22 protein-coding genes and 1 tRNA gene are annotated in these 25,110 nt (G+C 68.3%); 15 read left to right on the forward strand and 8 right to left on the reverse strand.

Annotated elements, in window-relative coordinates:
* The first annotated feature begins 40 nt into the window (after nt 1-40).
* Both A5692_RS24570 and A5692_RS24575 read left to right on the forward strand, forming a co-directional pair.
* Complete coding sequence (locus A5692_RS24570; protein WP_068061190.1) at nt 41-1,228, forward strand: acetyl-CoA C-acetyltransferase; 1,188 nt, start codon at nt 41-43, stop codon at nt 1,226-1,228.
* 176 nt (nt 1,229-1,404) lie between these two features.
* Complete coding sequence (locus tag A5692_RS24575) at nt 1,405-2,319, forward strand: tetratricopeptide repeat protein (RefSeq protein ID WP_068061193.1); 915 nt, start codon at nt 1,405-1,407, stop codon at nt 2,317-2,319.
* 28 nt (nt 2,320-2,347) lie between these two features.
* On the opposite strand, the gene glgB is transcribed toward A5692_RS24575, so the two are convergent.
* Nucleotides 2,348-4,543: a 1,4-alpha-glucan branching protein GlgB gene (glgB, locus tag A5692_RS24580; protein ID WP_068061196.1), complete on the reverse strand. Its 2,196-nt coding sequence runs from the start codon at nt 4,541-4,543 to the stop codon at nt 2,348-2,350.
* A gap of 1 nt (nt 4,544) precedes the next feature.
* Nucleotides 4,545-6,659 (reverse strand): alpha-1,4-glucan--maltose-1-phosphate maltosyltransferase, encoded by a 2,115-nt coding sequence (locus A5692_RS24585; protein WP_068061267.1) that lies wholly within the window; start codon nt 6,657-6,659, stop codon nt 4,545-4,547.
* 225 nt (nt 6,660-6,884) lie between these two features.
* Between A5692_RS24585 and glgP the strand changes: the two genes are divergently transcribed.
* On the forward strand, nt 6,885-9,548 hold the full coding sequence (glgP, locus tag A5692_RS24590) for an alpha-glucan family phosphorylase (protein WP_068061199.1): 2,664 nt from the start codon (nt 6,885-6,887) through the stop codon (nt 9,546-9,548).
* Between the two features lie 2 nt (nt 9,549-9,550).
* Here the strand turns inward: glgP and A5692_RS24595 are convergent, their stop codons facing one another.
* Entirely contained in the window at nt 9,551-11,572 is a 2,022-nt protein-coding gene (locus A5692_RS24595; protein WP_068061270.1) for an ATP-dependent DNA helicase, read from the reverse strand.
* Nucleotides 11,569-12,903, reverse strand: a complete 1,335-nt coding sequence (locus A5692_RS24600; RefSeq protein WP_068061207.1) for a nicotinate phosphoribosyltransferase — start codon at nt 12,901-12,903, stop codon at nt 11,569-11,571. Before A5692_RS24600 ends, A5692_RS24595 begins: the two co-directional genes overlap by 4 nt.
* 67 nt (nt 12,904-12,970) lie before the next feature.
* Between A5692_RS24600 and clpS the strand changes: the two genes are divergently transcribed.
* The 8 genes from clpS (at nt 12,971) to A5692_RS24640 (ending at nt 18,969) form a co-directional block, all read left to right on the forward strand.
* Nucleotides 12,971-13,276 (forward strand): ATP-dependent Clp protease adapter ClpS, encoded by a 306-nt coding sequence (gene clpS / locus A5692_RS24605; protein ID WP_068061210.1) that lies wholly within the window; start codon nt 12,971-12,973, stop codon nt 13,274-13,276.
* A gap of 25 nt (nt 13,277-13,301) precedes the next feature.
* A complete protein-coding gene (locus tag A5692_RS24610) occupies nt 13,302-13,883 on the forward strand; it encodes a DUF2017 domain-containing protein (RefSeq protein ID WP_068061214.1) in 582 nt (193 codons plus the stop codon).
* A 16-nt stretch (nt 13,884-13,899) separates the two neighbouring features.
* Nucleotides 13,900-14,943 carry a P1 family peptidase gene (locus A5692_RS24615; RefSeq protein ID WP_068061217.1) on the forward strand — a complete coding sequence of 348 codons (1,044 nt, stop codon included), beginning with the start codon at nt 13,900-13,902 and terminating at the stop codon, nt 14,941-14,943.
* A 36-nt stretch (nt 14,944-14,979) separates the two neighbouring features.
* Nucleotides 14,980-15,660, forward strand: coding sequence for a rhomboid family intramembrane serine protease (locus A5692_RS24620; RefSeq protein ID WP_068061220.1), 681 nt, complete (start codon nt 14,980-14,982; stop codon nt 15,658-15,660).
* Nucleotides 15,657-16,472: a glutamate racemase gene (gene murI / locus A5692_RS24625; protein WP_068061223.1), complete on the forward strand. Its 816-nt coding sequence runs from the start codon at nt 15,657-15,659 to the stop codon at nt 16,470-16,472. Before A5692_RS24620 ends, murI begins: the two co-directional genes overlap by 4 nt.
* A gap of 84 nt (nt 16,473-16,556) precedes the next feature.
* Nucleotides 16,557-17,339 (forward strand): cyclic nucleotide-degrading phosphodiesterase, encoded by a 783-nt coding sequence (locus A5692_RS24630; RefSeq protein ID WP_068061226.1) that lies wholly within the window; start codon nt 16,557-16,559, stop codon nt 17,337-17,339.
* Nucleotides 17,340-17,363: 24 nt separating this feature from the next.
* Nucleotides 17,364-18,143: a ribonuclease PH gene (rph, locus tag A5692_RS24635; RefSeq protein ID WP_068061229.1), complete on the forward strand. Its 780-nt coding sequence runs from the start codon at nt 17,364-17,366 to the stop codon at nt 18,141-18,143.
* A gap of 226 nt (nt 18,144-18,369) precedes the next feature.
* The gene (locus tag A5692_RS24640; protein WP_231984446.1) at nt 18,370-18,969 is read left to right on the forward strand and encodes a DUF4395 domain-containing protein; all 600 of its coding nucleotides are present in this window, start codon (nt 18,370-18,372) and stop codon (nt 18,967-18,969) included.
* 56 nt (nt 18,970-19,025) lie between these two features.
* Here A5692_RS24640 and A5692_RS24645 read toward each other — a convergent pair whose 3' ends face one another.
* Complete coding sequence (locus A5692_RS24645) at nt 19,026-20,126, reverse strand: ferritin-like domain-containing protein (RefSeq protein ID WP_068061232.1); 1,101 nt, start codon at nt 20,124-20,126, stop codon at nt 19,026-19,028.
* A 199-nt stretch (nt 20,127-20,325) separates the two neighbouring features.
* Here A5692_RS24645 and rdgB point away from each other — a divergent pair, with 199 nt between their 5' ends.
* Nucleotides 20,326-20,925 carry an RdgB/HAM1 family non-canonical purine NTP pyrophosphatase gene (rdgB, locus tag A5692_RS24650; RefSeq protein ID WP_068061234.1) on the forward strand — a complete coding sequence of 200 codons (600 nt, stop codon included), beginning with the start codon at nt 20,326-20,328 and terminating at the stop codon, nt 20,923-20,925.
* Between the two features lie 35 nt (nt 20,926-20,960).
* Here rdgB and A5692_RS24655 read toward each other — a convergent pair whose 3' ends face one another.
* The gene (locus A5692_RS24655) at nt 20,961-21,311 is read right to left on the reverse strand and encodes a DUF3817 domain-containing protein (protein ID WP_068061237.1); all 351 of its coding nucleotides are present in this window, start codon (nt 21,309-21,311) and stop codon (nt 20,961-20,963) included.
* Nucleotides 21,308-21,688, reverse strand: a complete 381-nt coding sequence (locus A5692_RS24660) for a hypothetical protein (RefSeq protein ID WP_068061242.1) — start codon at nt 21,686-21,688, stop codon at nt 21,308-21,310. Before A5692_RS24660 ends, A5692_RS24655 begins: the two co-directional genes overlap by 4 nt.
* Nucleotides 21,689-21,785: 97 nt before the next feature.
* Here A5692_RS24660 and A5692_RS24665 point away from each other — a divergent pair.
* Nucleotides 21,786-21,869: transfer RNA gene (locus A5692_RS24665), tRNA-Leu, on the forward strand.
* A 75-nt stretch (nt 21,870-21,944) separates the two neighbouring features.
* On the forward strand, nt 21,945-22,253 hold the full coding sequence (locus A5692_RS24670) for a hypothetical protein (RefSeq protein WP_068061244.1): 309 nt from the start codon (nt 21,945-21,947) through the stop codon (nt 22,251-22,253).
* Here A5692_RS24670 and A5692_RS24675 read toward each other — a convergent pair.
* On the reverse strand, nt 22,250-22,678 hold the full coding sequence (locus tag A5692_RS24675) for a thiol-disulfide oxidoreductase DCC family protein (protein WP_068061246.1): 429 nt from the start codon (nt 22,676-22,678) through the stop codon (nt 22,250-22,252). The two genes, A5692_RS24670 and A5692_RS24675, sit on opposite strands and share 4 nt — an antisense overlap.
* Before the next feature lie 153 nt (nt 22,679-22,831).
* On the opposite strand from A5692_RS24675, the gene A5692_RS24680 reads away from it, so the two are divergent.
* Nucleotides 22,832-25,110, forward strand: a 2,279-nt coding sequence (locus A5692_RS24680) for an ABC transporter ATP-binding protein/permease (RefSeq protein ID WP_068061249.1), incomplete at its 3' end; no start/stop codon positions are given.

The following is a 25,110-nucleotide window of genomic DNA, read 5'->3' on the forward strand; positions in this document are numbered from 1 at the left end:
GGCCGTCCAGGGGAGCCTTAGTAGGCCTTAGGAGAGAGTAATGACGACTTCGGTGATCGTTGCTGGAGCGCGGACGCCGATCGGCAAGCTGATGGGTTCGTTGAAGGATTTCTCGGCCAGCGATCTGGGTGCCATTGCCATCGCCGGCGCGCTCGAGAAGGCCAACCTGCCCACCTCCGCGGTCGAGTACGTGATCATGGGCCAGGTGTTGACGGCCGGGGCCGGCCAGATGCCGGCCCGCCAGGCGGCCGTGGCGGCCGGCATCGGCTGGGACGTTCCGGCGCTGACCATCAACAAAATGTGCCTATCCGGCATCGACGCGATCGCGCTCGCCGACCAACTGATCCGCGCCGGGGAGTTCGACGTGGTGGTGGCCGGGGGGCAGGAGTCGATGACCAAGGCGCCGCATTTGCTGATGGACAGCCGGGCGGGCTACAAGTACGGCGACGTCACGGTGCGCGACCACATGGCCTACGACGGCCTGCACGATGTGTTCACCGACCAGCCGATGGGCGCGCTCACCGAGCAGCGCAACGACGTGGACAAGTTCACCCGCGAGGAGCAGGACGAGTTCGCTGCGCGGTCGCATCAGAAGGCGGCCGCGGCGTGGAAGGACGGCGTCTTCGCCGACGAAGTGGTGCCGGTCAACATCCCGCAGCGCAAGGGTGATCCGCTGCAGTTCACCGAGGACGAGGGGATCCGCGCCAACACCACCGTCGAGTCCCTGTCCGGCCTCAAGCCGGCATTCCGTCGCGACGGCACCATCACCGCCGGTTCGGCGTCCCAGATCTCCGACGGGGCGGCGGCCGTGGTGGTGATGAACAAGGCCAAGGCGGAGGAGCTCGGTCTGACCTGGCTGGTTGAGATCGGCGCGCACGGTGTCGTGGCCGGACCGGACTCCACCCTGCAGTCGCAGCCGGCCAACGCGATCAAGAAGGCGCTCGGCCGCGAGGGCATCTCCGTCGACCAGCTCGACGTGGTGGAGATCAACGAGGCGTTCGCGGCGGTCGCTTTGGCATCGACCCGCGAACTCGGCCTCGATCGCGACATCGTCAACGTCAACGGCGGGGCGATCGCCGTCGGGCATCCGATCGGCATGTCGGGCGCGCGGATCACGCTGCATGTGGCGCTGGAACTGGCCCGCCGGGGCTCCGGCTACGGCGTCGCCGCCCTGTGCGGCGCGGGTGGTCAGGGCGACGCCCTGATCCTGCGGGCAAACGCGAAGTAGCCGGTTTCGTCGGCGCGGGTCGACTCTCAACGAGGTTGCTGGATCGACCCGCGCGGGGACTTTTGTGATCTTCGTCATATCCCCCGCTCGAGGCCCGTCGGGAGCGACTCCCGGTCCGCCGAGGTGCCACCCGACCGGGTGGATCGGTCGCCGATGCGCATGCCAAACTTGACGTCGTGACGCGTCCGCGACCCTCGATTGGCCCCGCGCTTGCCGGTGCGGTCGACTTGTCCGGCCTCAAGCAGCGGGCCCAACAGCAACAGCAGCCGGCCGGCGGCGCACCGGCGGCCGGTGGCGGCGGCCCTGGGGTATCCGCGATCACCGAGGCCAATTTCGAGACCGAAGTCCTGCTCCGGTCCGAGGAAGTGCCCGTGGTGGTGCTGCTCTGGTCACCGCGCAGCGACGCGTGCGTCCAGCTTGTCGACATTTTGTCCGGGCTGGCCGCCGAGGACGGCGGCAAGTGGTCGCTGGCGACGGTCAACGTCGACGTGGCGCCCAGGGTGGCGCAGATATTCGGCGTCGACGCGGTGCCAACGGTCGTGGCGCTGGCCGCCGGGCAGCCGCTGTCCAGTTTTCAAGGCATGCAGCCGCCCGACCAGCTGCGTGGGTGGATCGACTCGCTTCTCTCGGCGACGGCCGGGAAACTCCGGGGCCCAAGCAATTCCGCGGACTCCGACGGGGTTGATCCCGAGCTGGCCGCAGCGCGCGAACAACTCGAGGCCGGAAATTTCGAGGCAGCCAGAGGTTTGTATGAAGCGATATTGGATGCCAACCCGGGCAGCGCCGAAGCAAAGGGCGCGATCCGGCAGATCGACTTTCTCATGCGTGCGACCGCACATCCGCCGGACGCCCTCGCCACGGCCGACGCGGCACCGGGCGACATCGATGCGGCCTTCGCGGCCGCCGACGTCCAGATCCTCAACCAGGATGTCAGCGCGGCGTTCGATCGGCTGATCGCGTTGGTGCGCAACACATCCGGGGACGAGCGCACCCGCGTACGCACCAGGCTGATCGAGCTCTTCGAGCTCTTCGATCCGGCGGACCCCGAGGTCGTCGCCGGGCGGCGCAACCTCGCCAACGCGCTCTACTGAGCCTCCCGGTCGTCGGCCCTTAACGGGCCTACGCGGGCTCTAGCCACAGGGCCGAGTTCGGCGGCAGCACCAGCACCGCCGAGGCCGGGCGGCCATGCCACGGATCCTCGGTGGCGTCCACCCCGCCCATGTTGCCGATCCCGGAGCCGTTGTAGTCGGTGGCATCGGTGTTGAGCACCTCACGCCAGTGGCCGGCGGACGGCAGGCCCAGCCGGTAGCCGCTGTGCTCGCTGCCCGCGAAGTTGAACACGCAGGCCATGACCGAGCCGTCGTTGCCGTACCGCAAGAAGCTCAACACGTTGTTGGCCGAGTCGTTGGCATCGATCCAGGAGTAGCCGTCGGGAATGGTGTCCTGGCTCCACAGTGCCGGATGGCTGCGGTAGATGTCGTTGATGTCGTGCACCATCCGCAGGATGCCGTTCGAGAACCCTTGCTCGTCGAGTTGCCACCAATCCAGGCCGCGTTCCTCGGACCACTCGGCGCGCTGGCCGAATTCTTGCCCCATGAACAGCAACTGCTTGCCGGGATGCGCCCACTGGTAGGCGAGCAGGCTGCGCAGCCCGGCGGCCTTGACGTGGTTGTTGCCCGGCATCCGGCCCCACAGCGTGCCCTTGCCGTGCACCACCTCGTCGTGGCTGATCGGCAGCACGTAGTTCTCGCTGAAGGCGTAGAGCATCGAGAACGTCATCTCGCCGTGGTGGTAGTTGCGGTAGACCGGATCGCGGCTGATGTAGTCGAGCGTGTCGTGCATCCAGCCCATGTTCCACTTCATCGAAAAGCCCAGGCCGCCAAGGTTCGTCGGGCGCGTAACCCCTGGCCAGGACGTCGACTCCTCTGCGATGGTCACGATGCCCGGTGCCGACTTGTGCACCGTGGCGTTCATCTCCTGCAGGAACTGCACGGCCTCCAGGTTTTCCCGGCCGCCGTAGACGTTCGGCGTCCAGCCGCCTTCGGGGCGCGAGTAGTCCAGGTACAACATGGAGGCGACCGCGTCCACCCGTAGCCCGTCGACGTGGAACTCCTCGAGCCAATACAGCGCGTTGGCCACCAGGAAGTTGCGCACCTCATTTCGGCCGAAGTCGAAAACGTAAGTGCCCCAGTCGAGTTGCTCGCCACGCTTGGGATCGGAGTGCTCATAGAGCGGGGTTCCGTCGAACCGCCCCAGCGCCCAGGCGTCCTTCGGGAAGTGTGCCGGCACCCAGTCCACGATGACGCCGATGCCGGCCTGGTGCAGGGAGTCGACCAGCAACCGGAACTCGTCGGGGGTGCCGAATCGCGATGTCGGCGCGTAGTACGAGGTCACCTGGTAGCCCCACGACCCGGCGAACGGGTGCTCGGCAACCGGCAGCAGCTCGACGTGGGTGAACCCGCGCTCGAGAACGTAGGCGGTGAGCTGGTGCGCCAGGTCGCGGTAGCTGAGGCCGGGCCGCCAGGAGCCCAGGTGCACCTCGTAGGTGCTCATCGGTTCGAACACCGGGTTGCGCTGGGCGCGCTGTTGCATCCAATCCGCGTCCCGCCAGGTGTACTCGCTGCGTGTCACGCGGGAGGCGGTGTGCGGCGGCACCTCGGTGGCGAAGGCCATCGGATCGGCCCGCTCGGTCACCACCCCGTCGGCGCCGTGCACCCGGAACTTGTACAGGCCCTCCATGGGGAAGTCAGGCCAGAACAGCTCCCAGACGCCCGAGGAACCCAACGACCGCATGGGGGCATCGCTGCCCGTCCAGCCGTTGAACTCGCCGATGAGGTTGACGCCTTTGGCGTTGGGCGCCCACACCGCGAACGAAACCCCGTTGACGACACCGTCGGCCGTGGTGAAGGAGCGGGGATGCGCGCCGAGCACGTCCCAGAGTCGTTCATGGCGGCCCTCGCCGAACAGGAAGAGGTCGACCTCGCCCAGGGTGGGCAGGAAGCGGTAGGCGTCGGCGACCGTGTACGGGTCGGATCCCTCGTACTTGACTTCCAGCCGGTAATCGATCAGGTTGACGAACGGCAAGGCCACGGCGAACAGGCCAGAATCGATGTGCTCCAACGGAAACCGATCGTCTCCGACCAGCGCGGCGACCTCGACCGCGTGCGGGCGGAACGCCCGGATGACGGTGTGGTCACTGTATTCGTGGGCGCCCAGGACCCCGTGCGGGTTGTGATGCGTGCCGGCCAGCAGGCGCGACAGGTCCGCGGGGTCGGGCGCCAGGTGCGTCCTGGCGAGTTGATCGGCTTGGCTCATGTCACAATCCCTCCGGTCCGTGTGGTGGCCTACGGAGCAGTTTCATCCGGGACTCCTGCGGGATCAGTGGCATGTTGATGACATGCGCCACCGCTCGGGCAGGGTCGATGCGGACGTAATTGGCCTGCCCCCATTGGAATTCCTGGCCGGTGATTTCGTCGCGCACCCAAAATCGCTCGTAGGGCTCCATACCCAATGCCGCCATATCCAAAAACACGGTGGCTTCCTCGGCGCCGAACGCGTTGAGCGTCACCACTACCAACACACAGTCGCCGGTCGCGGGGTCGAACTTGCTGTAGGCCAGCAACGCGTCGCTGTCCACGCTGTGGAAATGGATGGTGCGCAACTGTTGCAGCGCGGGATGCAGGCGGCGAATCTCGTTGAGTCGCGCGATGAACGGCTCCAATGAGCGTCCCTCGGCGAGCGCGCCCGCGAAATCGCGGGGTCGCAGCTCGTACTTCTCCGAATCCAGGTACTCCTCGCTGCCCTCCCGCACCGCGCGGTGTTCGAACAGCTCGTAGCCCGAATACACGCCCCACGCCGGGCCCATGGTCGCGGCAAGCACCGCGCGGATCGCGAACATGCCGGGGCCGTTGTGCTGCAGGACGGCATGCAGGATGTCCGGGGTGTTCACGAACAGGTTCGGGCGCCGGAAGTCCGCGGAGGCGGCGATGGCGTCGCCGAATTCGGTGAGTTCCTGCTTGGCCGTGCGCCAGGTGAAGTAGCTGTAGGACTGGGTGAACCCGAGCTTGGCCAAACCGTATTGCCGGGCCGGCGGCGTGAAGGCCTCCGACAGGAAGAGCACGTCGGGGTCGATGCTCTTCGCCTGCGCTATCAGCCACGCCCAGAAGTTCGGCGGCTTGGTGTGCGGGTTGTCGACCCGAAAGAACTTGACGCCGTGGTCCATCCAGTGCCGGACGACGCGCAGGACTTCGTCGTAAAGACCGGCCGGGTCGTTGTCGAAGTTGAGCGGGTAGATGTCCTGATACTTCTTGGGCGGGTTCTCCGCGTAGGCGATGGTGCCGTCGGGCAGTTCGGTGAACCACTCACGATGATCGCGTGCCCACGGATGGTCCGGCGCGCACTGCAACGCCAGGTCGAGCGCCACCTCCATGCCCAGTTCCCAGGCCGCGGCGACGAAGGCATCGAAGTCCTCGATGGTGCCCAGGTCGGGGTGGACGGCGTCATGGCCGCCCTCGTCGCTGCCGATCGCCCACGGCGAACCGACATCTCCGGGCGCGGCGGTGGGAGAGTTGTTGCGGCCCTTGCGGTGAACCTTGCCGATCGGGTGGATCGGCGGCAGGTATACGACGTCGAAACCCATCGCCGCGATCCGCGGCAGTTGGGCGGCCGCTGTCGCGAACGTGCCGTGAACGGGGTTGCCCGCGGCGTCCCAGCCGCCGGTCGAACGGGGGAACATCTCATACCAGGAGCCGAAGCGGGCCAGCGGACGATCCACCCAGACGCCGTACTGTTCGCCGCGCGTGACCAGATCCCGCAATGGATACTCGGCCAGAATCTCCTCGGTTTCCGGCGCCAACGCCAGCGCGGAACGGGTGACCGGGTCCCCGGGGTTCCGCAGCGCCGCGGCGGCCGCCAGGAGTGGGTCACGCCGCGCGCGGGGCACCCCCATGGCGGCGCGTTCCAACAGCGCGGCCCCGACCAGAAGGTCGTTGGACAGTTCCGTCTCGCCCTGGCCGGCCTCCAGCTTGGCCACCACGCCGTGCCGCCAGGAGTGGACGGGGTCGCCCCAGCCGTCCACCCGGAAAGTCCACAGGCCGACCCGGTCGGGTGTGAATTGTCCGTGGAAGACATAGGGCTCGAGGCCCAGCGTCATCGGCAGCAGCAGCGGCTTGACCCGTTGCTGGTCCACCCCTCCGTCGAGGTCGGTTGCGGGCTTCACGGGAGCCTGAACCGCTTTGATCCGGCGGGTTTCGGTCACCTGCGGATAGCGCGGCCCCAGGTAGCGCACCACCAGGGTCGCGGCCACGGCTTCGTGGCCTTCCCGCCACACCGCCGCACGGACCGGGACGGCCTCGCCGACCACCGCCTTGGCGGGATACGCGCCGCAGGAAACGACGGGTTGGACGTCATCGATCTCGACACGACCAGGCACCACAGCTCCGTTCCGAATTGTGTGCGGCCAAACCGCGGTGTGCTCGTCGCGGAATGCCTCTCGTCTGGCGAAACTTCCTGTCGTGGGGAACTGCCTCTGCGGGGAAGCACCGTTGCAGCCCCGATAATTACCCGATACCCACCCTAGTGTCCGGTCACACCCTCGGCGGGAAAAGCGATCACCGCCGCCGTGCGCGGGGCGAAATCCTCAGTAAGGTAAGGACGCGTGAAAGCCCTCCGCCGCTTTACCGTCCGTGCTCACCTTCCCGAACGGCTGGCCGCGCTGGATCAGCTGTCGACCAACTTGCGATGGTCGTGGGACAGGCCGACCCAGGACCTGTTTGCGACCGTCGACGTCGACCTGTGGGAGCGGTGTGGCTCTGACCCGGTGGCGTTGCTGGGCGCGGTGAATCCGGCACGCCTCGACGAGTTGGCGCTCGACGAGGCGTTCCTGGGCCGGCTCGATGAGCTGGCCGCCGACCTGAACGACTACCTGAGCCGTCCGCTGTGGTACCAGCAGCAGCAGGCCGAAGGTGTGGCGATGCCGGCGGCCGTCGCCTATTTCTCGATGGAGTTCGGCGTCGCCGAGGTGCTGCCCAACTACTCCGGCGGCCTGGGCATCCTCGCCGGGGACCATCTGAAGTCGGCCTCCGATCTCGGGGTACCGCTGGTGGCGGTGGGCCTGTACTACCGGTCCGGGTATTTCCGCCAGTCGCTGACCGCGGACGGCTGGCAGAACGAGACGTACCCGTCACTGGACCCCCAGGGGCTGCCGCTGCGACTCCTCACCGATGCCGCCGGGGAGCCCGTCCTGGTCGAGCTGACGCTTCCCGATTCCGCCCAACTGCACGCGCGGATCTGGGTCGCGCAGGTGGGCCGGGTCCCGCTGCTGCTGCTCGACTCCGACGTCCCCGAGAACGAGCACGAGCTGCGCGGCATCACCGACCGGCTGTACGGCGGTGATCAGGAGCACCGGATGCGCCAGGAGCTGCTGGCCGGCATCGGCGGGGTGCGGGCGATCCGCGCGTTCACCGCAATCGAAGGGCTGCCCGCACCCGAGGTGTTCCACATGAACGAGGGGCACGCCGGTTTCCTCGGAGCGGAACGCATCCGCGAATTGATGACCGACGCCGGGTTGGACTTCGACACCGCGCTGGCCGTCGTGCGGTCCAGCACCGTGTTCACCACCCACACCCCGGTGCCCGCCGGCATCGACCGATTCCCGATCGACATGGTGCGGCTCTATTTCGACGGGCATGCCGGAGATGACCCCGATAACGGAGACGACCCCGTTGAGGCGACCGAGAAGGTCGGTGACAAGGGTGCGCCCGCGTTGTTGCCGGGCGTGCCGACCGCCCGCATCCTCGCGCTCGGCGCCGAGGACGATCAGACCAAGTTCAACATGGCGCACATGGGTCTGCGGCTGGCGCAGCGGGCCAACGGCGTCTCGCTGCTGCACGGCGAGGTGAGCCGCGCGATGTTCAACGAGCTGTGGCCCGGGTTCGACGCGGATGAGGTGCCGATCGGCTCGATCACCAATGGAGTTCACGCGCGCACCTGGGCGGCGCCGCAGTGGTTGCAGTTGGGGCGTGAGCTGGCCGGGTCGGATTCGTTCGGCGATCCCGGCGTGTGGCTGCGACTGAACCAGGTCGACGCGGGTCACCTCTGGTGGATCCGCTCGCAACTGCGCTCGTTGCTGGTCGACGACGTCAGGCGCCGGCTGCGCAAATCGTGGCTGGAACGCGGCGCCTCGGACGCCGAATTGGGTTGGATTTCAACGGCGTTCGATCCGAACGTGCTGACCATCGGTTTCGCCCGGCGGGTGCCCACCTACAAGCGGCTGACGCTGATGCTGCGCGACCCGCAGCGGCTCGAACGCCTGCTGCTCGATGAGGACAGGCCGATTCAGCTGATCGTCGCCGGGAAGTCGCACCCGGCCGACGACGGGGGCAAGGCGCTGATCCAGCAGGTCGTCCGCTTCGCCGACCGTCCCGAGGTGCGCCACCGCATCGCCTTCCTGCCCGACTACGACATGTCCATGGCGCGGCTGTTGTACTGGGGTTGCGACGTCTGGCTGAACAACCCGCTGCGGCCGCTGGAGGCCTGCGGCACCTCCGGGATGAAGAGCGCGCTCAACGGCGGGCTGAACCTGTCCGTCCGCGATGGCTGGTGGGACGAATGGTACGACGGCGAAAACGGTTGGGAGATACCGTCTGCCGACGGACTGACCGACGAGGCCCGTCGCGACGACCTGGAGGCCAGCGCGCTCTATGACCTGCTGGAGCAGGCGGTGGCTCCGAAGTTCTACGAGCGTGACGAACACGGCGTGCCGCCCCGGTGGATCGAGATGGTGCGGCACACATTGCAGACGCTCGGACCGAAGGTGCTCGCCTCGCGCATGGTGCGCGACTACGTCGATCAGTACTACACGCACGCGGCGCAGTCGCTGCGCAGGACGGTCGGGCCCGCCGAAGACGGTGAGGACGCCGCCGAGTTCGGCGCCGCCCGCGAGCTGGCCGCGTACCGTCGGCGCGCCGAGGAGGCCTGGCCCAAGATCTCCATCACCGACGTGGACAGCACCGGGCTGCCGGACACGCCGGTGCTCGGCTCCAAGCTGACGCTGACCGCAACCGTGGCGCTGGACGGGCTCGCGCCCGACGAGGTCAGGGTCCAAGGGCTGGTTGGCCGGGTGGACGCCAGCGACGCGCTGCTGGACCCGATCACCGTCGAGATGTCGTACACCGGGACCGCCGAAGGCGGCAACCAGGTGTTTTCGACGACGCTGTCGCTACCGCTGGCGGGGGCCGTCGGGTACACGGTGCGCGTGCTGCCCCATCACCCGATGCTCGCCGGCAGCGCCGAGCTCGGTCTGGTCACGCTGGCCCGCTGACCTCAAGCGGGCAGGCCCTCGGCCGCGGTGCGCAGCCGCTCCAACGCGGCGCGAACCTGCGCCGGGTTGGTGGTCTGCCAGAACGGCGGCAGCGAGGCACGCAGGTAGCCGCCGTAGCCGGCGGTGGCCATCCGCGAGTCCAGTACGGCAACCACTCCGCGGTCGGTGACGCGGCGCAACAGCCGGCCCGAGCCCTGCGCCAACAACAATGCGGCATGGCTGGCGGCCACCGCCATGAAGCCATTGCCGCCGTGCGCCGCGACCGCGCGTTGGCGCGCGCCCAGCAGCGGGTCGTCGGGGCGCGGGAAGGGGATGCGGTCGATGAGCACCAGAGATAGTGACGGCCCCGGCACATCGACGCCCTGCCACAGCGACAAGGTGCCGAACAGGGACGTCGGCGCGTCGGCGCTGAATTGCTCGACCAGCGCGGAGGTGCTGTCGTCGCCTTGACACAGGACCGGCGTCGACAACCGTTGGCGCATGGCCTCGGCGGCGGCCCGGGCTGCCCGCATCGACGAGAACAACCCCAGGGTTCGTCCGCCCGCCGCGGTGATGAGTTCGGCGATCTCGGTCAGCTGCTCGGCCGACCCGGTGGCATCCCGGCCCGGTGGCGGCAGATGAGCCGCGACGTAGAGGATTCCGGCCTTGGCGTGCTGGAACGGCGAGCCGACGTCGACACCGCGCCAGCGGGCATCCTTCGGCTCTGGCCCGGTGTCTTCAGCGGTCAGACCCCATGCCGCGGCCATCGCGTCGAAGGATCCGCCGATGGTCAGGGTCGCCGAGGTCAGCACCGTCGTGGAACGGGAGAACACCCGGCCGCGCAGCAGGCCGGCGACCGACAGTGGTGCCACCCGCAACACCGGCCGCATGGAGCCCCGGTTGTCCTCGTGATCGACCCACACCACCTCGGTGCGATCGGGAATCGCGGGGCCGAACGACGTCAGGGCCCGCGACGCGGTATCCGAGATCTCGCTCAGCGCCGCCACCGCTTCGGCGCGGGCCGCGGCCGCTTTGGCGTCGCTCGTGGTGTCGATCGCCGAGCGCGCGGCGGTCGCCGCGTCGCGCAGCGCGGTCAGGTAGGTCGCCAGCTCCTCGTCGAGGCGGTCGATGCGGCCCGGCGTGGCTTCGTGGATGGCCGCCGCGAAGTTGGCTGTCGCCGCTTCCAACCGTTGTGTCAGTTCGGGATTCACCAACCGCGCGATCCGCCGGGCCGCGACCCCCAGGGTTGCCGGCGTCAGCTCCGCGGTGGCCACCGAGGTCACCCGGTCCACCAACTCGTGGGCCTCGTCCACGACCAGCAGCGCGTGTTCGGGCAACACCGCAGAGTCGGCGACCGCGTCGATGGCCAGCAGCGCGTGGTTGGTGACGACGATGTCGGCACCGCCGGCCCGGCTGCGCGCCCGTTCGGAGAAGCACTCCGAGCCGAACGGGCAGCGTGCCACGCCCAGGCACTCCCGCGCCGAAACGCTGACCTGGGACCACGATCGATCTGGCACACCGGGTTTCAGGTCGTCGCGGTCACCGGACTCGGTCGTCGACGCCCAGGCGGTGAGTCGTTGGACGTCGCGCCCCAGCGCCGTGGCCGCCATGGGATCGAAGAGTTCCTCCTGCGGCCGGTCCCCCGCATCATCCTCGGCTTCGGCGCCGCCGTTGTGAATTTTGTTCAGACACAGATAGTTTCGGCGGCCCTTGAGGAGCGCGAACTGCGGGCGGCGGGGGAGCGCGTCGGCGATCGAATCGATCAGCCTGGGCAGATCGCGGTCGACGAGCTGTCGCTGGAGCGCGATGGTGGCCGTGGACACGACGACCGGTGAGTCGTCGTCGATGGCCCGGACGATCGCGGGCACCAGGTAGGCCAGCGACTTTCCGGTGCCCGTACCGGCCTGCACGACCAGATGCTCACCGGTTTCGAACGCCCGTGCCACGGCGCTGGCCATCTCGAGTTGGCCGCTGCGTTCACTGCCGCCGAGGGCGGCCACGGCGATGGCCAGCAACTCGGGCACGGACACCTCGGACGTGGTCAGCCTCTTTTGCTCTGCGGTGTTACCGAGCCGGCGGGGATCAGCGTCGTGGGGATCGCGGGCTCCCCGTTCGATAGGTTCAGACCCTCCCACGGCAGACTGTGCAGTCCGGAAGCTACCAGCTCGCGCGCCGCGGCCACACTCGGTTCGGACACCGCGTCGCCGCCGCGGACCAGCGGGACGGTCAACATCCGCGACGGTTCGGTAACCGGGGGCCGATGGCCCGCCGGATACACGACCTCCTCGGTGACGGTGCCGGACGAGCGCGTCAGGCGCAGCGCCTCTTTGCGGCCGCCGCGGGATTCCTTGTGGCTGCTGCGCTTTTGCACCGGCATCCCGTCGACTTCGACGAGTTTGTAGACCATGTTCGCCGTCGGTGCGCCCGAGCCCGTCACCAGCGAGGTGCCGACGCCGTAACTGTCCACCGGTTCGGCACCCAGGGCGGCGATGGAGAACTCGTCGAGGTCACCGGAGACCACGATGCGGGTCCGGTGGGCCCCCAGCCGGTCGAGCTGCTCGCGAACCTGGCGTGCCAGGACACCCAGCTCGCCCGAGTCGATGCGGACCGCGCCGAGCGACTCCCCGGCGGCGGTCACGGCATTGGCCACACCGGTCGTGACGTCATACGTGTCCACCAGCAGCGTGGTGCCAACGCCCAGCGCAGCCACCTGGGCGCGGAAGGCGGCCAGTTCGGTCACCTCGGCGGGTTCCCCGCTCGCGTGCAACATGGTGAACGCGTGCGCCGAGGTGCCCTCCGCGGGGATTCGGTATCGGCGCTGCGCCTCCAGATTGGAGGACGCGGCGAAGCCGGCGATATAGGCGGCCCGAGCCGCGGCGATCGCAGCGTGTTCGTGGGTTCTCCGTGATCCCATCTCGATCAACGGCCGGCCCCTGGCCGCACTCACCATTCGCGCGGCCGCGGACGCGACCGCCGTGTCGTGGTTGAAGATCGACAATGCCAGCGTCTCGAGCACGACACATTCGGCGAAAGTGCCGGTCACCGACAGCACGGGAGAGCCGGGGAAGTACAGCTCGCCTTCCGCGTAGCCGTCGATGTCGCCGGTGAACCGGAAATCGCGCAAGTAACGCAACGTGTCCGGATCGAGGAACCGCGCCAGCAACTGGCACGCCTCGTCGTCGAAGCGGAACCGCGGCAACGCTTCGAGCAGACGGCCAGTCCCGCAGACCACGCCGTAACGGCGGCCCTCGGGGAGCCGGCGCGCGAACAACTCGAAGGTCGTCGGTCGAGAGGCCGTGCCGTCGCGTAATGCCGCGTCCAGCATCGTCAACTCGTATTTGTCGGTAAGCAGCCCAGTTACGACCGGGTCGTTCATTCCATAACGGTATCGGCTGGCGTCGGGGGCTCGGAAACGTCACCCGTCCCTCGGTATCGTGTAAGCCATGGTTGTAATGTCAGCGCCCGCTAAGCCGGGCACTACAGGACAACGCGAGTCCGCTCCGCTAGACGTCACGGCGAGCCCGTGGGTCACGATCGTGTGGGACGACCCGGTCAACCTGATGACCTACGTGACGTATGTGTTCCAGAAGTTGTTCGGCTACAGCGAGCCGCACGCCACCAAGCTGATGTTGCAAGTGCACAACGAAGGCAAGGCGGTGGTGTCGGCCGGCAGCCGGGAGTCCATGGAAGTCGACGTGTCCAAGCTGCATGCCGCCGGGTTGTGGGCGACCATGCAGCAGGACCGGTAATCCTCGAGGGCTTCGGCGATTACCCGTGCGCAAGTGGAAGCGCGTCGAGACCGCGGACGGTCCCCGTTTTCGGTCCGCCCTGGCGTCTCATGAGGCGGCCCTGCTGAGAAACCTGGCCACGGCCATGGTCGGTTTGCTCGACGAGCGTGAATCCTCCGCGCCCGCAGACGAACTCGAGGAGATCACCGGTATAAAGACCGGGAACAGCGATCCGCCCAAGGATCCGACTCTGCGCCGGCTGCTGCCCGATTTCTTCCGTCAAGACGACGATCACGGGCTGGCTCCCGACGATGCCGACAGCATCAACGCCGCGCTGCGCAGCCTGCACGAACCCGAGATCATCGGCGCCAAACGCCTTGCCGCACAACGGTTGTTGGACACCGTTCCGAATGACGGCGGCCGGTTCGACCTCACCGAGGAGGACGCGAACGCCTGGATCGCGGCGGTCAACGACATTCGGCTGACGCTGGGAGTCATGCTCGAGGTCGGCCCGGAGGGGCCCGAGCGCCTGCCCGCCGACCACCCGCTGGCCGTGCACTTCGACGTGTATCAGTGGTTGACCGTGTTGCAGGAATACCTCGTCCTGGTGCTCATGGGGACCAGATGATCCCGTTGGCCGCCGGATGAACGCCATCACCGACGTCGGAGGCATCCGCGTCGGCCACTATCACCGACTCGACCCCGACGCGACCCTCGGCCAGGGATGGGCCCGCGGCGTCACCGTCGTGCTGACCCCGCCCGGGACCGTGGGCGCGGTCGATTGCCGCGGCGGCGCGCCCGGTACCCGGGAGACCGACCTGCTGGACCCGGCCAACACCGTCCGGTACGTCGACGCGGTGTTGCTCGCCGGCGGGAGCGCCTACGGTCTGGCCGCCGCTGACGGCGTCATGCGCTGGCTCGAGGAGCGAGAACGGGGCGTGGCGATGGATGGCGGGGTGGTGCCCATCGTGCCCGGCGCGGTGATCTTCGACCTGCCCGTCGGTGGCTGGGACCGACGCCCGACGGCGGAGTTCGGCTACCTGGCGTGCGAAGCCGCCGTCGGCCGCGACGATGCGCCGGCGGTGGGCAGCGTCGGCGCCGGTATAGGGGCGCGTGCCGGGGTGCTCAAGGGCGGTGTCGGGATGGCCTCGACGGTGCTGCCGTGCGGGGTGACCGTCGGCGCGGTGGTCGTGGTGAACTCCGCCGGCGACGTCGCCGACCGGGCCACCGGTCTGCCGTGGATGGCGGACCTGATCGGGGAGTTCGCCCTGCGGCCGCCGCCGGCCGAGCAGGTGGACGCCTTCGCCCAACTGCCGACCGCGTCCGGCCCGCTGGAGAACCCGCTCAACACCGTCATCGGGGTGGTGGCGACCGACGCCGCGCTGAGCCCGGCCGCGTGCCGGCGCGTCGCCGTCGCCGCCCAGGACGGGCTGGCTCGCACCGTTCGGCCCGCGCACACCCCGTACGACGGCGACACCCTGTTCGCGCTGGCGACAGGGGCGATAGAGGTGCCGGCCCCGCCCGACGCGCCCGCCTCCTTTTCGCCGGAGATGCGGCTGGCCGCGGAGGTGGGTGCCGCTGCGGCCGACTGCGTCGGGCGTGCGGTGCTGGCCGGCGTCTTCGCCGCGGATCCGGTCGCCGGCATACCGACCTACCGTGACGTCTTGCCCGGGGCGTTCGGCCCATGAGGGGTTCACCACCGCGAGCGCCGGTAACCTGCAGCTATGGGTAAGACCACCCCCAAGGGACGCCCCGGCGTACCGGCGCAGCAGCCGAAGCGGCCCGGGTGGGTGGTGGGCGGGACGACGATCCTCACCTTCATCGCGCTGCTCTACCTGATCGAGCTCGTCGACCAGCTGACCGGGCATTCCCTGGACGAGAACGGCATCCGGCCGCTCGAAGCCGACGGCCTGTGGGGAATCATCTTCGCCCCGGTCCTGCACGCCAACTGGCAGCATCTGATGGCCAACACGATCCCGCTGTTGGTGCTGGGTTTCCTGATGACGCTCGCCGGTCTCAGCCGGTTCGTCTGGGCCACCGCGATCGTGTGGATCCTGGGCGGCTTCGGCACGTGGCTCATCGGCAACGTGGGCAGTGCCTGCGGGCCGACCGACCACATCGGGGCCTCCGGCCTGATCTTCGGCTGGCTGGCCTTCCTGCTCGTGTTCGGGATCTTCGTGCGCAGGTTCGCCGACATCGCGATCGGGCTGGTCGTGTTGTTCGCCTACGGTGGCGTGCTGCTGGGCGCCATGCCGGTGCTCGGCAGATGTGGTGGGGTGTCGTGGCAGGGTCACCTGTGCGGTGCTCTCGCCGGTGTCGTCGCCGCCTACTGGTTGTCCGCACCGGAACGTAAGGCTCGCGCGAAGAGAAAAGCCGGCGCCGCGCTGCCGCGTCCCAAGACATGAGCTCGCCGATGGCGCCCGTCGGGATCTTCGATTCCGGCGTCGGTGGGCTGACCGTCGCGCGGGCAATCATCGACCAATTGCCCGACGAGGACATCGTCTACGTCGGCGACACCGGCCACGGGCCATACGGTCCGCTCACCATCCCCGAGGTTCGCGCGCATGCGCTGGCCATCGGGGACGACCTCGTCGGGCGCGGGGTCAAGGCGTTGGTGATCGCGTGCAACACGGCGTCGGCGGCCTGCCTGCGGGACGCTCGCGAGCGCTACGACGTACCGGTCGTCGAGGTGATCCTGCCGGCGGTGCGTCGCGCGGTCGCCACGACCCGCAACGGTCGCATCGGCGTCATCGGCACGCAGGCCACCATCAACTCGCACGCATACCAGGACGCGTTTGCCGCCGCCCGCGACACCGAGATCACCGCCGTGGCGTGTCCGCGCTTCGTCGACTTCGTGGAGCGTGGCGTGACCAGCGGGCGCCAGGTGCTCGGACTGGCCGAGGGCTACCTCGAACCGCTGCAGCGCGCGCAGGTCGACACGCTGGTGCTCGGGTGCACGCACTATCCACTGCTGTCCGGCTTGATCCAGCTCGCGATGGGCGAGCACGTGACGCTGGTGTCCAGCGCCGAGGAAACCGCCAAGGAGGTGCTTCGGGTGCTCACCGAACGTGAGCTCCTGCGTCCTCATGACGCCCCGCCCGCGACACGGGTCTTCGAGGCGACGGGTGACCCCGAGGCATTCACCGCGTTGGCGGCGCGGTTTCTGGGTCCCGCGGTCACCGGCGTGCAACCCGTCCACCACGTGAGAATCGACTAGGGCGTTGACGGTGCCGGCGGCGAGATTCTCATCACACGAATGCGGCGATGTTTTCGTCACGGTCCTATCGGGCATGGCACAGTAGTGTCCGTGCGAATAACCGTGCTCGGCTGCTCGGGCAGCGTGGTGGGGCCGGATTCGCCCGCGTCGGGTTATCTGCTCCGGGCACCGGACACACCGCCGTTGGTCATCGACTTCGGCGGCGGCGTGCTGGGTGCGCTCCAGCGCTACGCTGATCCCGCCTCCGTGCACGTGCTCCTGTCTCACCTGCACGCCGACCACTGCCTGGATCTGCCCGGGTTATTCGTGTGGCGGCGCTACCACCCGTCGCGCCCGGACGGCAAGGCGCTGTTGTACGGCCCCGGCGACACCTGGTCTCGATTGGGTGCGGCGTCGTCGCCGTACGGCGGCGAAATCGACGACTGCTCAGACATTTTCGACGTTCGGCACTGGGTCGACGGCGAACCGGTCACGTTCGGATCGCTCACGGTGACACCCCGCGTGGTGGCCCACCCGACGGAGTCCTACGGCATGCGGATCACCGACTCCACCGGCGCCTCGCTGGTCTACAGCGGTGACACCGGCATGTGTGACCAACTGGTCGAGCTGGCCCGGGACGCCGACGTCTTTCTGTGCGAAGCCTCCTGGACGCATTCGCCGGACCGCCCGCCCGCGCTCCATCTGTCGGGCACCGAGGCCGGCCGGGCGGCGGCGCAGGCCGGCGTTCGCGAACTGTTGCTGACGCACATCCCGCCGTGGACCTCGCGGGAGGACGTGATCAGTGAGGCCAAGGCCGAGTTCGACGGGCCCGTGCATGCGGTGGTGTGCGGCGAGACGTTCGACATCCGCCGCTCCGAAAGGGTCTGAGCACCCCGCGTTAGGGTTGGCGTCGTGACGAGACGAGAAGACGGCCGCCTTGACGACGAGCTTCGCCCCGTGGTCATCACCCGCGGATTCACCGAGCACCCGGCGGGGTCGGTGCTCATCGAGTTCGGGCACACCAAGGTCATGTGCACCGCCAGCGTCACCGACGGGGTGCCGCGCTGGCGCAAGGGATCAGGTCTCGGCTGGTTGACCGCCGAGTACGCGATGCTGCCGTCGGCCACCCACACGCGCTCCGACCGCGAAGCCGTGAAGGGACGCCTGTCCGGGCGCACCCAGGAGATCAGCAGGCTGATCGGCCGGTCGCTGCGGGCCTGCATCGATCTGGCGGCGTTGGGGGAGAACACCATCGCCGTCGACTGCGACGTGCTGCAGGCCGACGGCGGCACCCGGACCGCCGCCATCACGGGTGCCTTCGTCGCGCTGGCCGACGCCGTGACGTACCTGGCGGCGGCGGGCAAGTTGTCCGATCCCCGACCGTTGTCGTGCGCCATCGCGGCCGTCAGCGTCGGGGTGGTCGACGGCAGGATCCGGGTCGACCTGCCGTACGAGGAGGACGCCCGCGCCGAGGTCGACATGAACGTCGTCGCCACCGACACCGGGACCCTCGTGGAGGTGCAGGGGACCGGCGAGGGCGCGACCTTCCCGCGCTCGACGCTGGACAAACTGCTCGACGTGGCGCTCGCCGCCTGCGACAAGTTGTTCGCCGCCCAGCGTGAGGCGCTGGCACTGCCTTATCCGGGTGAGTTGCCCGAGAGTGGCCCAGCGCCGAAGTCTTTCGGTAGCTGATCCGCTTCTGGTCGCCGGGATCCGCAGACGGGCTCGCAGGACGGGTCAAGGTTCGAGTCTGCGGGCCAGCGGTCACGGGGTGGACATTGGTCGGTCGGAGCGTGGCCATTGTCGTCGACTCAAAGTTGCCGACCTTAGCCGCCGAAAATACCGCTCTGGTAAACTGATTGGCGTCCAACGAATTTAGGCAAGCCAATCTTTTGCCGCGTTTTTTTAGGATCAATTGATGGGCAATCGGCCGGTCCCACTTGAACATGCTTTCCTCAATACGCCCTGGTGGGCGATGGGGCAGATGACGAATGAACATGCGGAACCGCGCATCAACGAAGTCGCGACCCGCGCAAGGGCGGGGTTGCTCAATATCATCTCGGCAATCACGATCGCATTATTGCTTTTGCGTCCCGAAACCGATCCGGTGATCATCGTTGGTCCGCTGGTGCTTTTCGACATGTTGGCGGCGGCGGTTACCGGACTGACTCCGTTCAGCCCCACCGGAATTCTCGGCACGGCGTTAACGATGGGCATTCGCCCGGTGTGGAAGCCGACGCGGCCGAAACGGTTTGCCTGGTTGCTCGGTGCCGGTTTGGCAGCAACGTGTCTTGCCATGCGCCTGTTAGGGGCGTCGCCAGTGGCGATGGCGGCCGTTGTTGCGGTTTGTTTCGTCCTGACGTGGTCGGAGGCCACGCTGGGATTTTGTGTGGGCTGTTACATGCACAAATTGGTTTGGGGCTGCCAGGACTGCGAAGTTCCTTACGTCAGGCGGATAACCCCTCAGGTTGCGATGAGCCAGGAACCTCCCGCAATCAACGTGGATAGTCGCGCGTAGGCCCGGGGCGCAAAGCAGGCGGCTCGGGATCCGCCCGATCGTCAAACCGGAGCGGGTTAGCTCGCACCCGCCGCGATCACCTGGTCCACCTCGAGGGCCCGGTCGGCCATCTCGGCGTGTGCCTTATCCAGGGCGTCGGCCTGGTCTTCGTCGGCCTTCATCAGCGCCTCGATGTCGACGCCGGCCATGTCGTGGACACCCATGTCACGGAAGGCCTTCTGCACCTTCTCGCCCCACAGCCCGATGTCCTTGACGATCGGCACGATGCGGCTGAACAGGTGCGACCGGAACTGGATCATCAGCGGGGACGTGTCGACCCACTCGGCGCAGGCTTGGACGTCCAGGCCGAGGGTCTCGAAGACCTCCTCGCCGCGGAACCGGTCACGCATCAGGTAGCAGGCGTCCACGACGAACTCTTCGCGCTCGTCCCGCTCGGCCTCGGTCAGCGCGGAGTAGTAGTCCTTCAGCGAGATTCGGCCGAACGCGACGTGCCGCGCCTCGTCCTGCATGACGTAGGCGAGCACCCCCTTGGCCAGCGAGTCGGGCGCCGCCATGTCACGCAGCACCCCGAAGGCGGCGAGGGCAAGCCCCTCGATGAGTACCTGCATGCCGAGGTAGGGCATGTCCCAGCGGGAGTCGTGCAGGGTGTCGTCCAGCAGTGCGGTCAGGTGCTTGTTGATCGGGTAGACCACGCCGACCTTCTCCTGCAGGAACCGCGAGAAGGCCTCGACATGTCGGGCCTCGTCCATGGTCTGGGTGGCCGCGTAGAACTTCGCGTCCAGGTCCGGGACGACCTCGACGATCTTGGCCGCGCACACCATCGCGCCCTGCTCGCCGTGCAGGAACTGGGAGAACTGCCAGGCCTGGAAGTGCTGGCGCATCTCGGCGCGACGTGCGTCGTCTGCGGCGTCCCACATCGGGCTGCCGAACAGCGGATGAAAGTCGTCGGGCAGCCCAACCGGGTTCATCGGGTCGACGTCTTGCGCCCAGTCGATGCGCGACTGGGCATCCCACTGCTTGTCCTTTCCCTTTTGGTACAGGGATAGAAGTCGGGCGCGCCCCTCGTCGTACTCCCAGGTGAAGCGCGCGTTGCCGGCGCTGGGCACCTCCCACGAGTACGGGGAGGGCACGTGGGTGTACTTGTCCCTCGTGGTCATCAGCTGCCCCTCTCTGCCTGGTATGACCAGTGGTCATATGACGAGTATCACAGTGCGCCGCGTCCTGCGGGGCTGTCAAGCCTCAGGATTTGGTACGTCGTTGTTGACCGAAGACGCACAGGCTGGGCCGAGTCACTGGCGAAGGTCGGCGTGGCCGCTCCGGCTAAGTTGTTGTGATGGCCGTGTTCCGGATCAACCGGTGACCGAGTTACTGGTCGCCAGCCGCAATCCCAAGAAGCTGGCCGAATTGCGCCGGGTGCTCGACGCGGCCGGTTTGACGGGGCTGAGGTTGGTGTCTCTGCGCGACGTGCCCCCCTTCGACGAAGCGCCCGAAGATGGCGCGACCTTCGAGGACAACGCGTTGGCCAAGGCGAGGGACGCCTTCGCAGCGACTGGGCTGGCTTCGGTGGCCGACGACTCCGGTCTTCAGGTGGCCGCGTTGAACGGCATGCCCGGGGTGCTGTCGGCGCGCTGGTCGGGTCGGCACGGCGACGACGCGGCGAACACCGCGCTGCTGCTGGCGCAGTTGCGTGAGGTGCCCGACGGACGGCGCGGTGCCGCGTTCGTGTCCGCCTGCGCCCTGGCCGGGCCGGCCGGCGAGGTCGTCGTCCGCGGCGAGTGGACCGGCAGCATCGCACGAGAACCGCGGGGGGACGGCGGTTTCGGCTATGACCCGGTCTTCGTGCCGGACGGCTCCGACCGCACCGCGGCGGAGCTCAGCCCCGAGGAGAAGGACGCCGTCTCCCATCGCGGTCGCGCTCTCGCGCTGCTGGTGCCGGCGCTGCGCGAGCTGGCCTAGGACGTTCGCAGCGTCGGGCCGGCGGCGTTCGAGCCCTACAGGCCGAAGCGCGCCTTGACGTCCCTGGTCTGGAAGTGTTCGACGATGATCCCCAGCAGCGGGATGGTCCCGGCGAGCAGCACGCCGATCGTCTTCGGAATCGGCCACCGCACCTTGACCGCCAGATTGAAGGCGGTCAGCACATAGATGAAGTACACCCAGCCGTGGACCACCTCGATCCAGCGGATCTCGTGGTGCAAGACGAGGTGCGAGACGATCTCGTAGCACAGCGCGATCAGCCACAGACCCGTCGTCCACGCCATGGCCCGGTAGCCGAGCAGCGCGGTGCGGATCTTCTCGACGGGGAATGCCGACGCCGACGCCTCGGGCGTCTCCGGTGTGGTCATGCGGTGGTCCTCTTCTGTTTCTCGGTGTCTTGTTTGGCAAGCTCGGCCAGGTAGGCGTTGTACTCCGCCAGCGCGGGATCGTCAGACGGTGGTTGCATCGGCCTGGGGCGCTCGGGCAGCAAGCCGGCGGGTATCTCGGTGAGCCCGGTGCCACACGGGGGTTCGGGCGGCATCTCTTCGTAGCGCACGTATTTGCGGTACGCGTAGACGCAGAACCAGGCGAACAGCGGCCATTGCAACGCGTAGCCGAGGTTCTGGAACGTGCCCGAAACCGACTGGAACCGGGTCCACTGCCACCAGCCCAGCGCCAGGCAACCGCAGGCCGCGGCGATCACCAAGGCGATCAGCGCGGGCCTGCGACGACGGGTAGTGGACACCCCTTGACGGTACCGCTCACGATTTGGGTCCGACGAATTCGTCGAGGCGTGCCACCGCCGGGTCCGTGCGTCAACTGAGCGGTACGATCGGCACGCTGCGGGCGTGATGAAATCGGCAAACATGCCGGCTTTAGGTGCCGGTGCTCGTGAGAGCTTGAGGGTTCGAGTCCCTCCGCCCGCACTCCGATATCGCGATCGTCAGGCGTCAAACCGTCCGTGCGGGGTACATGCACTGCACCGGACACGAGGAGACGCCATGGCCACCGGAAACCAACCACTCGAGGAAGCCCTCACCGCGAAGGACGTAGAGCGTGCCGAGCGCAGGGCCGCGGCGGCCCGCCAACGGGCGGCGCACGCCGGGCTCTCGGCCGCGCGCAGCTTCGAAGAATCGGCCCTTGGGCACGAACGAGTCGCACGGGTGCAGGACGAGGCCGTCGAACAGGGCGTGTCGCATGTGGGCGTGCACCGTGAATCGGCGGTTCACCATCGCGAATTCGCCGCCGAGGACCGCAAGCTGGCCGAGCTGAAGCGCAAGGAGTCCGAGGCCGACCTCGCCGTGGACTAAGCGTCCAGGAAGCGCGCCCGAACCTCCGGAGGCGGCAACGGACACGTGTCGTGTTTGCCGAAGATGCGATAGCGGACGCCGGCGAACTTGTCGTAGAGCCAGTCACGCAGGGTAGCGGGGATGACGCGAGCCGCGTGGAGCAGCTTCCACGGGCCGCCAAGGTAGTCGGCCACCCGCAACGCGGCGGCGGACCGGACGGCGACGCGTTCAGTGGGCTGGCCGGGCTGGTCGACGAACACCATCGAATCCACGTCGCCGATAGCCGGATGCCGATCGAAGACGGCCCGGGCGAAATCGCTGTCGAGCGCCGCGAACCGCAGCGGGCCGTTCGGATCGAACCGAAGGATCGTCTGCACCGCCGAGTTGCAGACGCCGCAGACCCCGTCGTAGAGCAATACCGGCGACGCCGACGATTCACCGCTCACACCACCAGGCTACTTGCCGCCCGCCGACGACCCTGGTTTGACCTTTGGTAAGGCAACCCTTAGTTTTGCGGTAGCTTATCGAGCGGAGGGCCCGCCGGGCCGTTCTTTCGGTGAAGTCGTCGCGGCCCTGCGTGCCGCGGGGAAGGACCGCTGATGGCACGCGGGTTCCAGGGAGTGATGTTGCGGAGCTTCGGCGCCCGCGATCACGCCGCGACGGTGCTCGAAACCGTCCCGATCGCACCGCATTTCGTGCGGGTGCGGATGATGTCACCGACGTTGTTCGAAGACGTGGACGCCGAACCCGCCGCGTGGCTGCGGTTCTGGTTCCCGGACCCGGACGGATCCGGCACCGAGTTCCAGCGCGCGTACACGATCTCCGAGGCGGACGTCCCCGGCGGCCGCTTCGCCGTCGACATCGTGCTGCACGAGCCCGCCGGCCCGGCATCGAAGTGGGCGCGCACCGTCCAACCCGGCGCCACGATCGCCGTCATGGCGCTGATGGGTTCGTCGCGATTCGATGTGCCCGACGAGCAGCCGGCCGGCTATCTGCTGATCGGCGATTCCGCGTCGATCCCGGGCATGAACGGGATCATCGGAGTCGTCCCCGACGACGTGCCGATCGAGATGTATCTCGAGCTACGCGACGAGAATGACGTCCTGATCCCGATCGCGCGGCACCCGCGGCTGCGGGTGCACTGGGTGCCCCGGCGCGACGAGACATCGCTTGCCGCGGCGATCGACAACCGCGACTGGTCCAACTGGTACGCCTGGGCCACGCCTGAGGCGACCGTCCTCAAGCACGTCCGGACGCGGCTGCGCGACGAATTCGGCTTTCCCAAGTCAGAGGTACACGCCCAGGCCTACTGGAGCGCGGGCCGCGCGATGGGAACGCGCCGTGGCGATGAGCCGGAACCTGCGGATGACCCTGTGCGCGAGCAGGTTTCGACGCCGCAGCCCGTCGACCCGGCACCCGCGCCGGCGGCGCGCGGCAGGTGGCGTGCCCAGGGCGCCGGCCGATTGCTGGGGCCGCTGCGCTGGGCGTTGATCTTCTCCGGTCTGCTGCAGGCCGTCATCACGGTGGTGCAGCTGGCGCCGTTCGTGTTGCTGGTCGAGCTGGCCCGGCTGCTGCTGGCCGGGGCGCCCGCGACACGCCTCTGGGACGTCGGGATCGCGGCCGTCGCGCTACTGGGAACGGGCACCGTGCTCGGTGCTGCGCTCACGCTGTGGCTGCACGTCGTCGACGCGCGGTTCGCCGCGCACCTGCGTTCGCGGTTGCTGCGCAAGCTCTCTCGGCTGCCGCTGGGTTGGTTCACCGCGCGCGGATCGGGCTCGATCAAGCAGCTGCTGCAGGACGACACGCTGTCGCTGCACTATCTGGTCACCCACGCCATCCCCGATGCCGTCGCGGCGATCATCGCGCCCGTGGCGGTGCTGATCTATCTGTTCGTCGTCGACTGGCGCGTCGCGCTGGTGCTGTTCCTGCCCGTCGTCGCGTATCTGGTGTTGACCTCGTCGCTCACGATCCAGTCTGGCCCGCGCATCCCGCAGTCACAGCGCTGGGCCGAGAAGATGAGCGGCGAGGCCGGCGCCTACCTGGAGGGCCAGCCGGTGATCCGCGTCTTCGGTGGCGCGGCCGCATCCAGCTTCCGGCGCCGCCTGGACTCCTACGTCGAATTCCTGGTCTCGTGGCAGCGCCCACTGGCCGGCAAGAAGACGCTCATGGACCTGGTCACCCGCCCGTCGACCTTCCTGTGGCTCATCGCCCTCACAGGCACGCTGCTCACCGTCACCGGGCGGATGAACCCGGTGGACCTTCTGCCATTCCTGTTGCTGGGCACCACGTTCGGTGCGCGGCTGCTCGGCATCGCCTACGGGATGGGTGGCATCAGCGCGGGCATGCTGGCCGCCCGGCGCCTGCAGAACGACCTCGACGAGCCCGAGCTGGCGCTGCGGCAGCCGGACGGGTCCGCACATCCGTCGGCGACGGTGGTGTTCGACGACGTCAGCTTCGGCTATCGACCGGGTGTCCCGGTGATCCGGGGCGTGTCGCTGACGCTGCGCCCGGGCACGGTCACCGCACTCGTCGGCCCGTCCGGATCCGGCAAGTCGACGCTGGCCGCCCTGCTCGCCCGGTTCCACGACGTCGAGAGCGGCGCCATACGCATTGGCGGACAGGATATCCGGTCGATGACCGCCGATGAGCTCTACGCGAAGGTGGGGTTCGTCCTGCAGGAAACCCAGCTGGTGCACGGCACCATCGCGGACAACATCGCCCTGGCCGTCCCGGACGCCACCGCGGCGCAAATCGAGGAGGCGGCGCGCCAAGCGCAGATCCACGACCGGATCATCCGATTGCCGGACGGCTACGACACCGTGCTCGGAGCGGGCGGCGGGCTGTCGGGTGGTGAACGGCAGCGGCTCACCATCGCCCG

This window comes from Mycobacterium sp. E342, from assembly GCF_001667665.1.
GTDB lineage: Bacteria > Actinomycetota > Actinomycetes > Mycobacteriales > Mycobacteriaceae > Mycobacterium.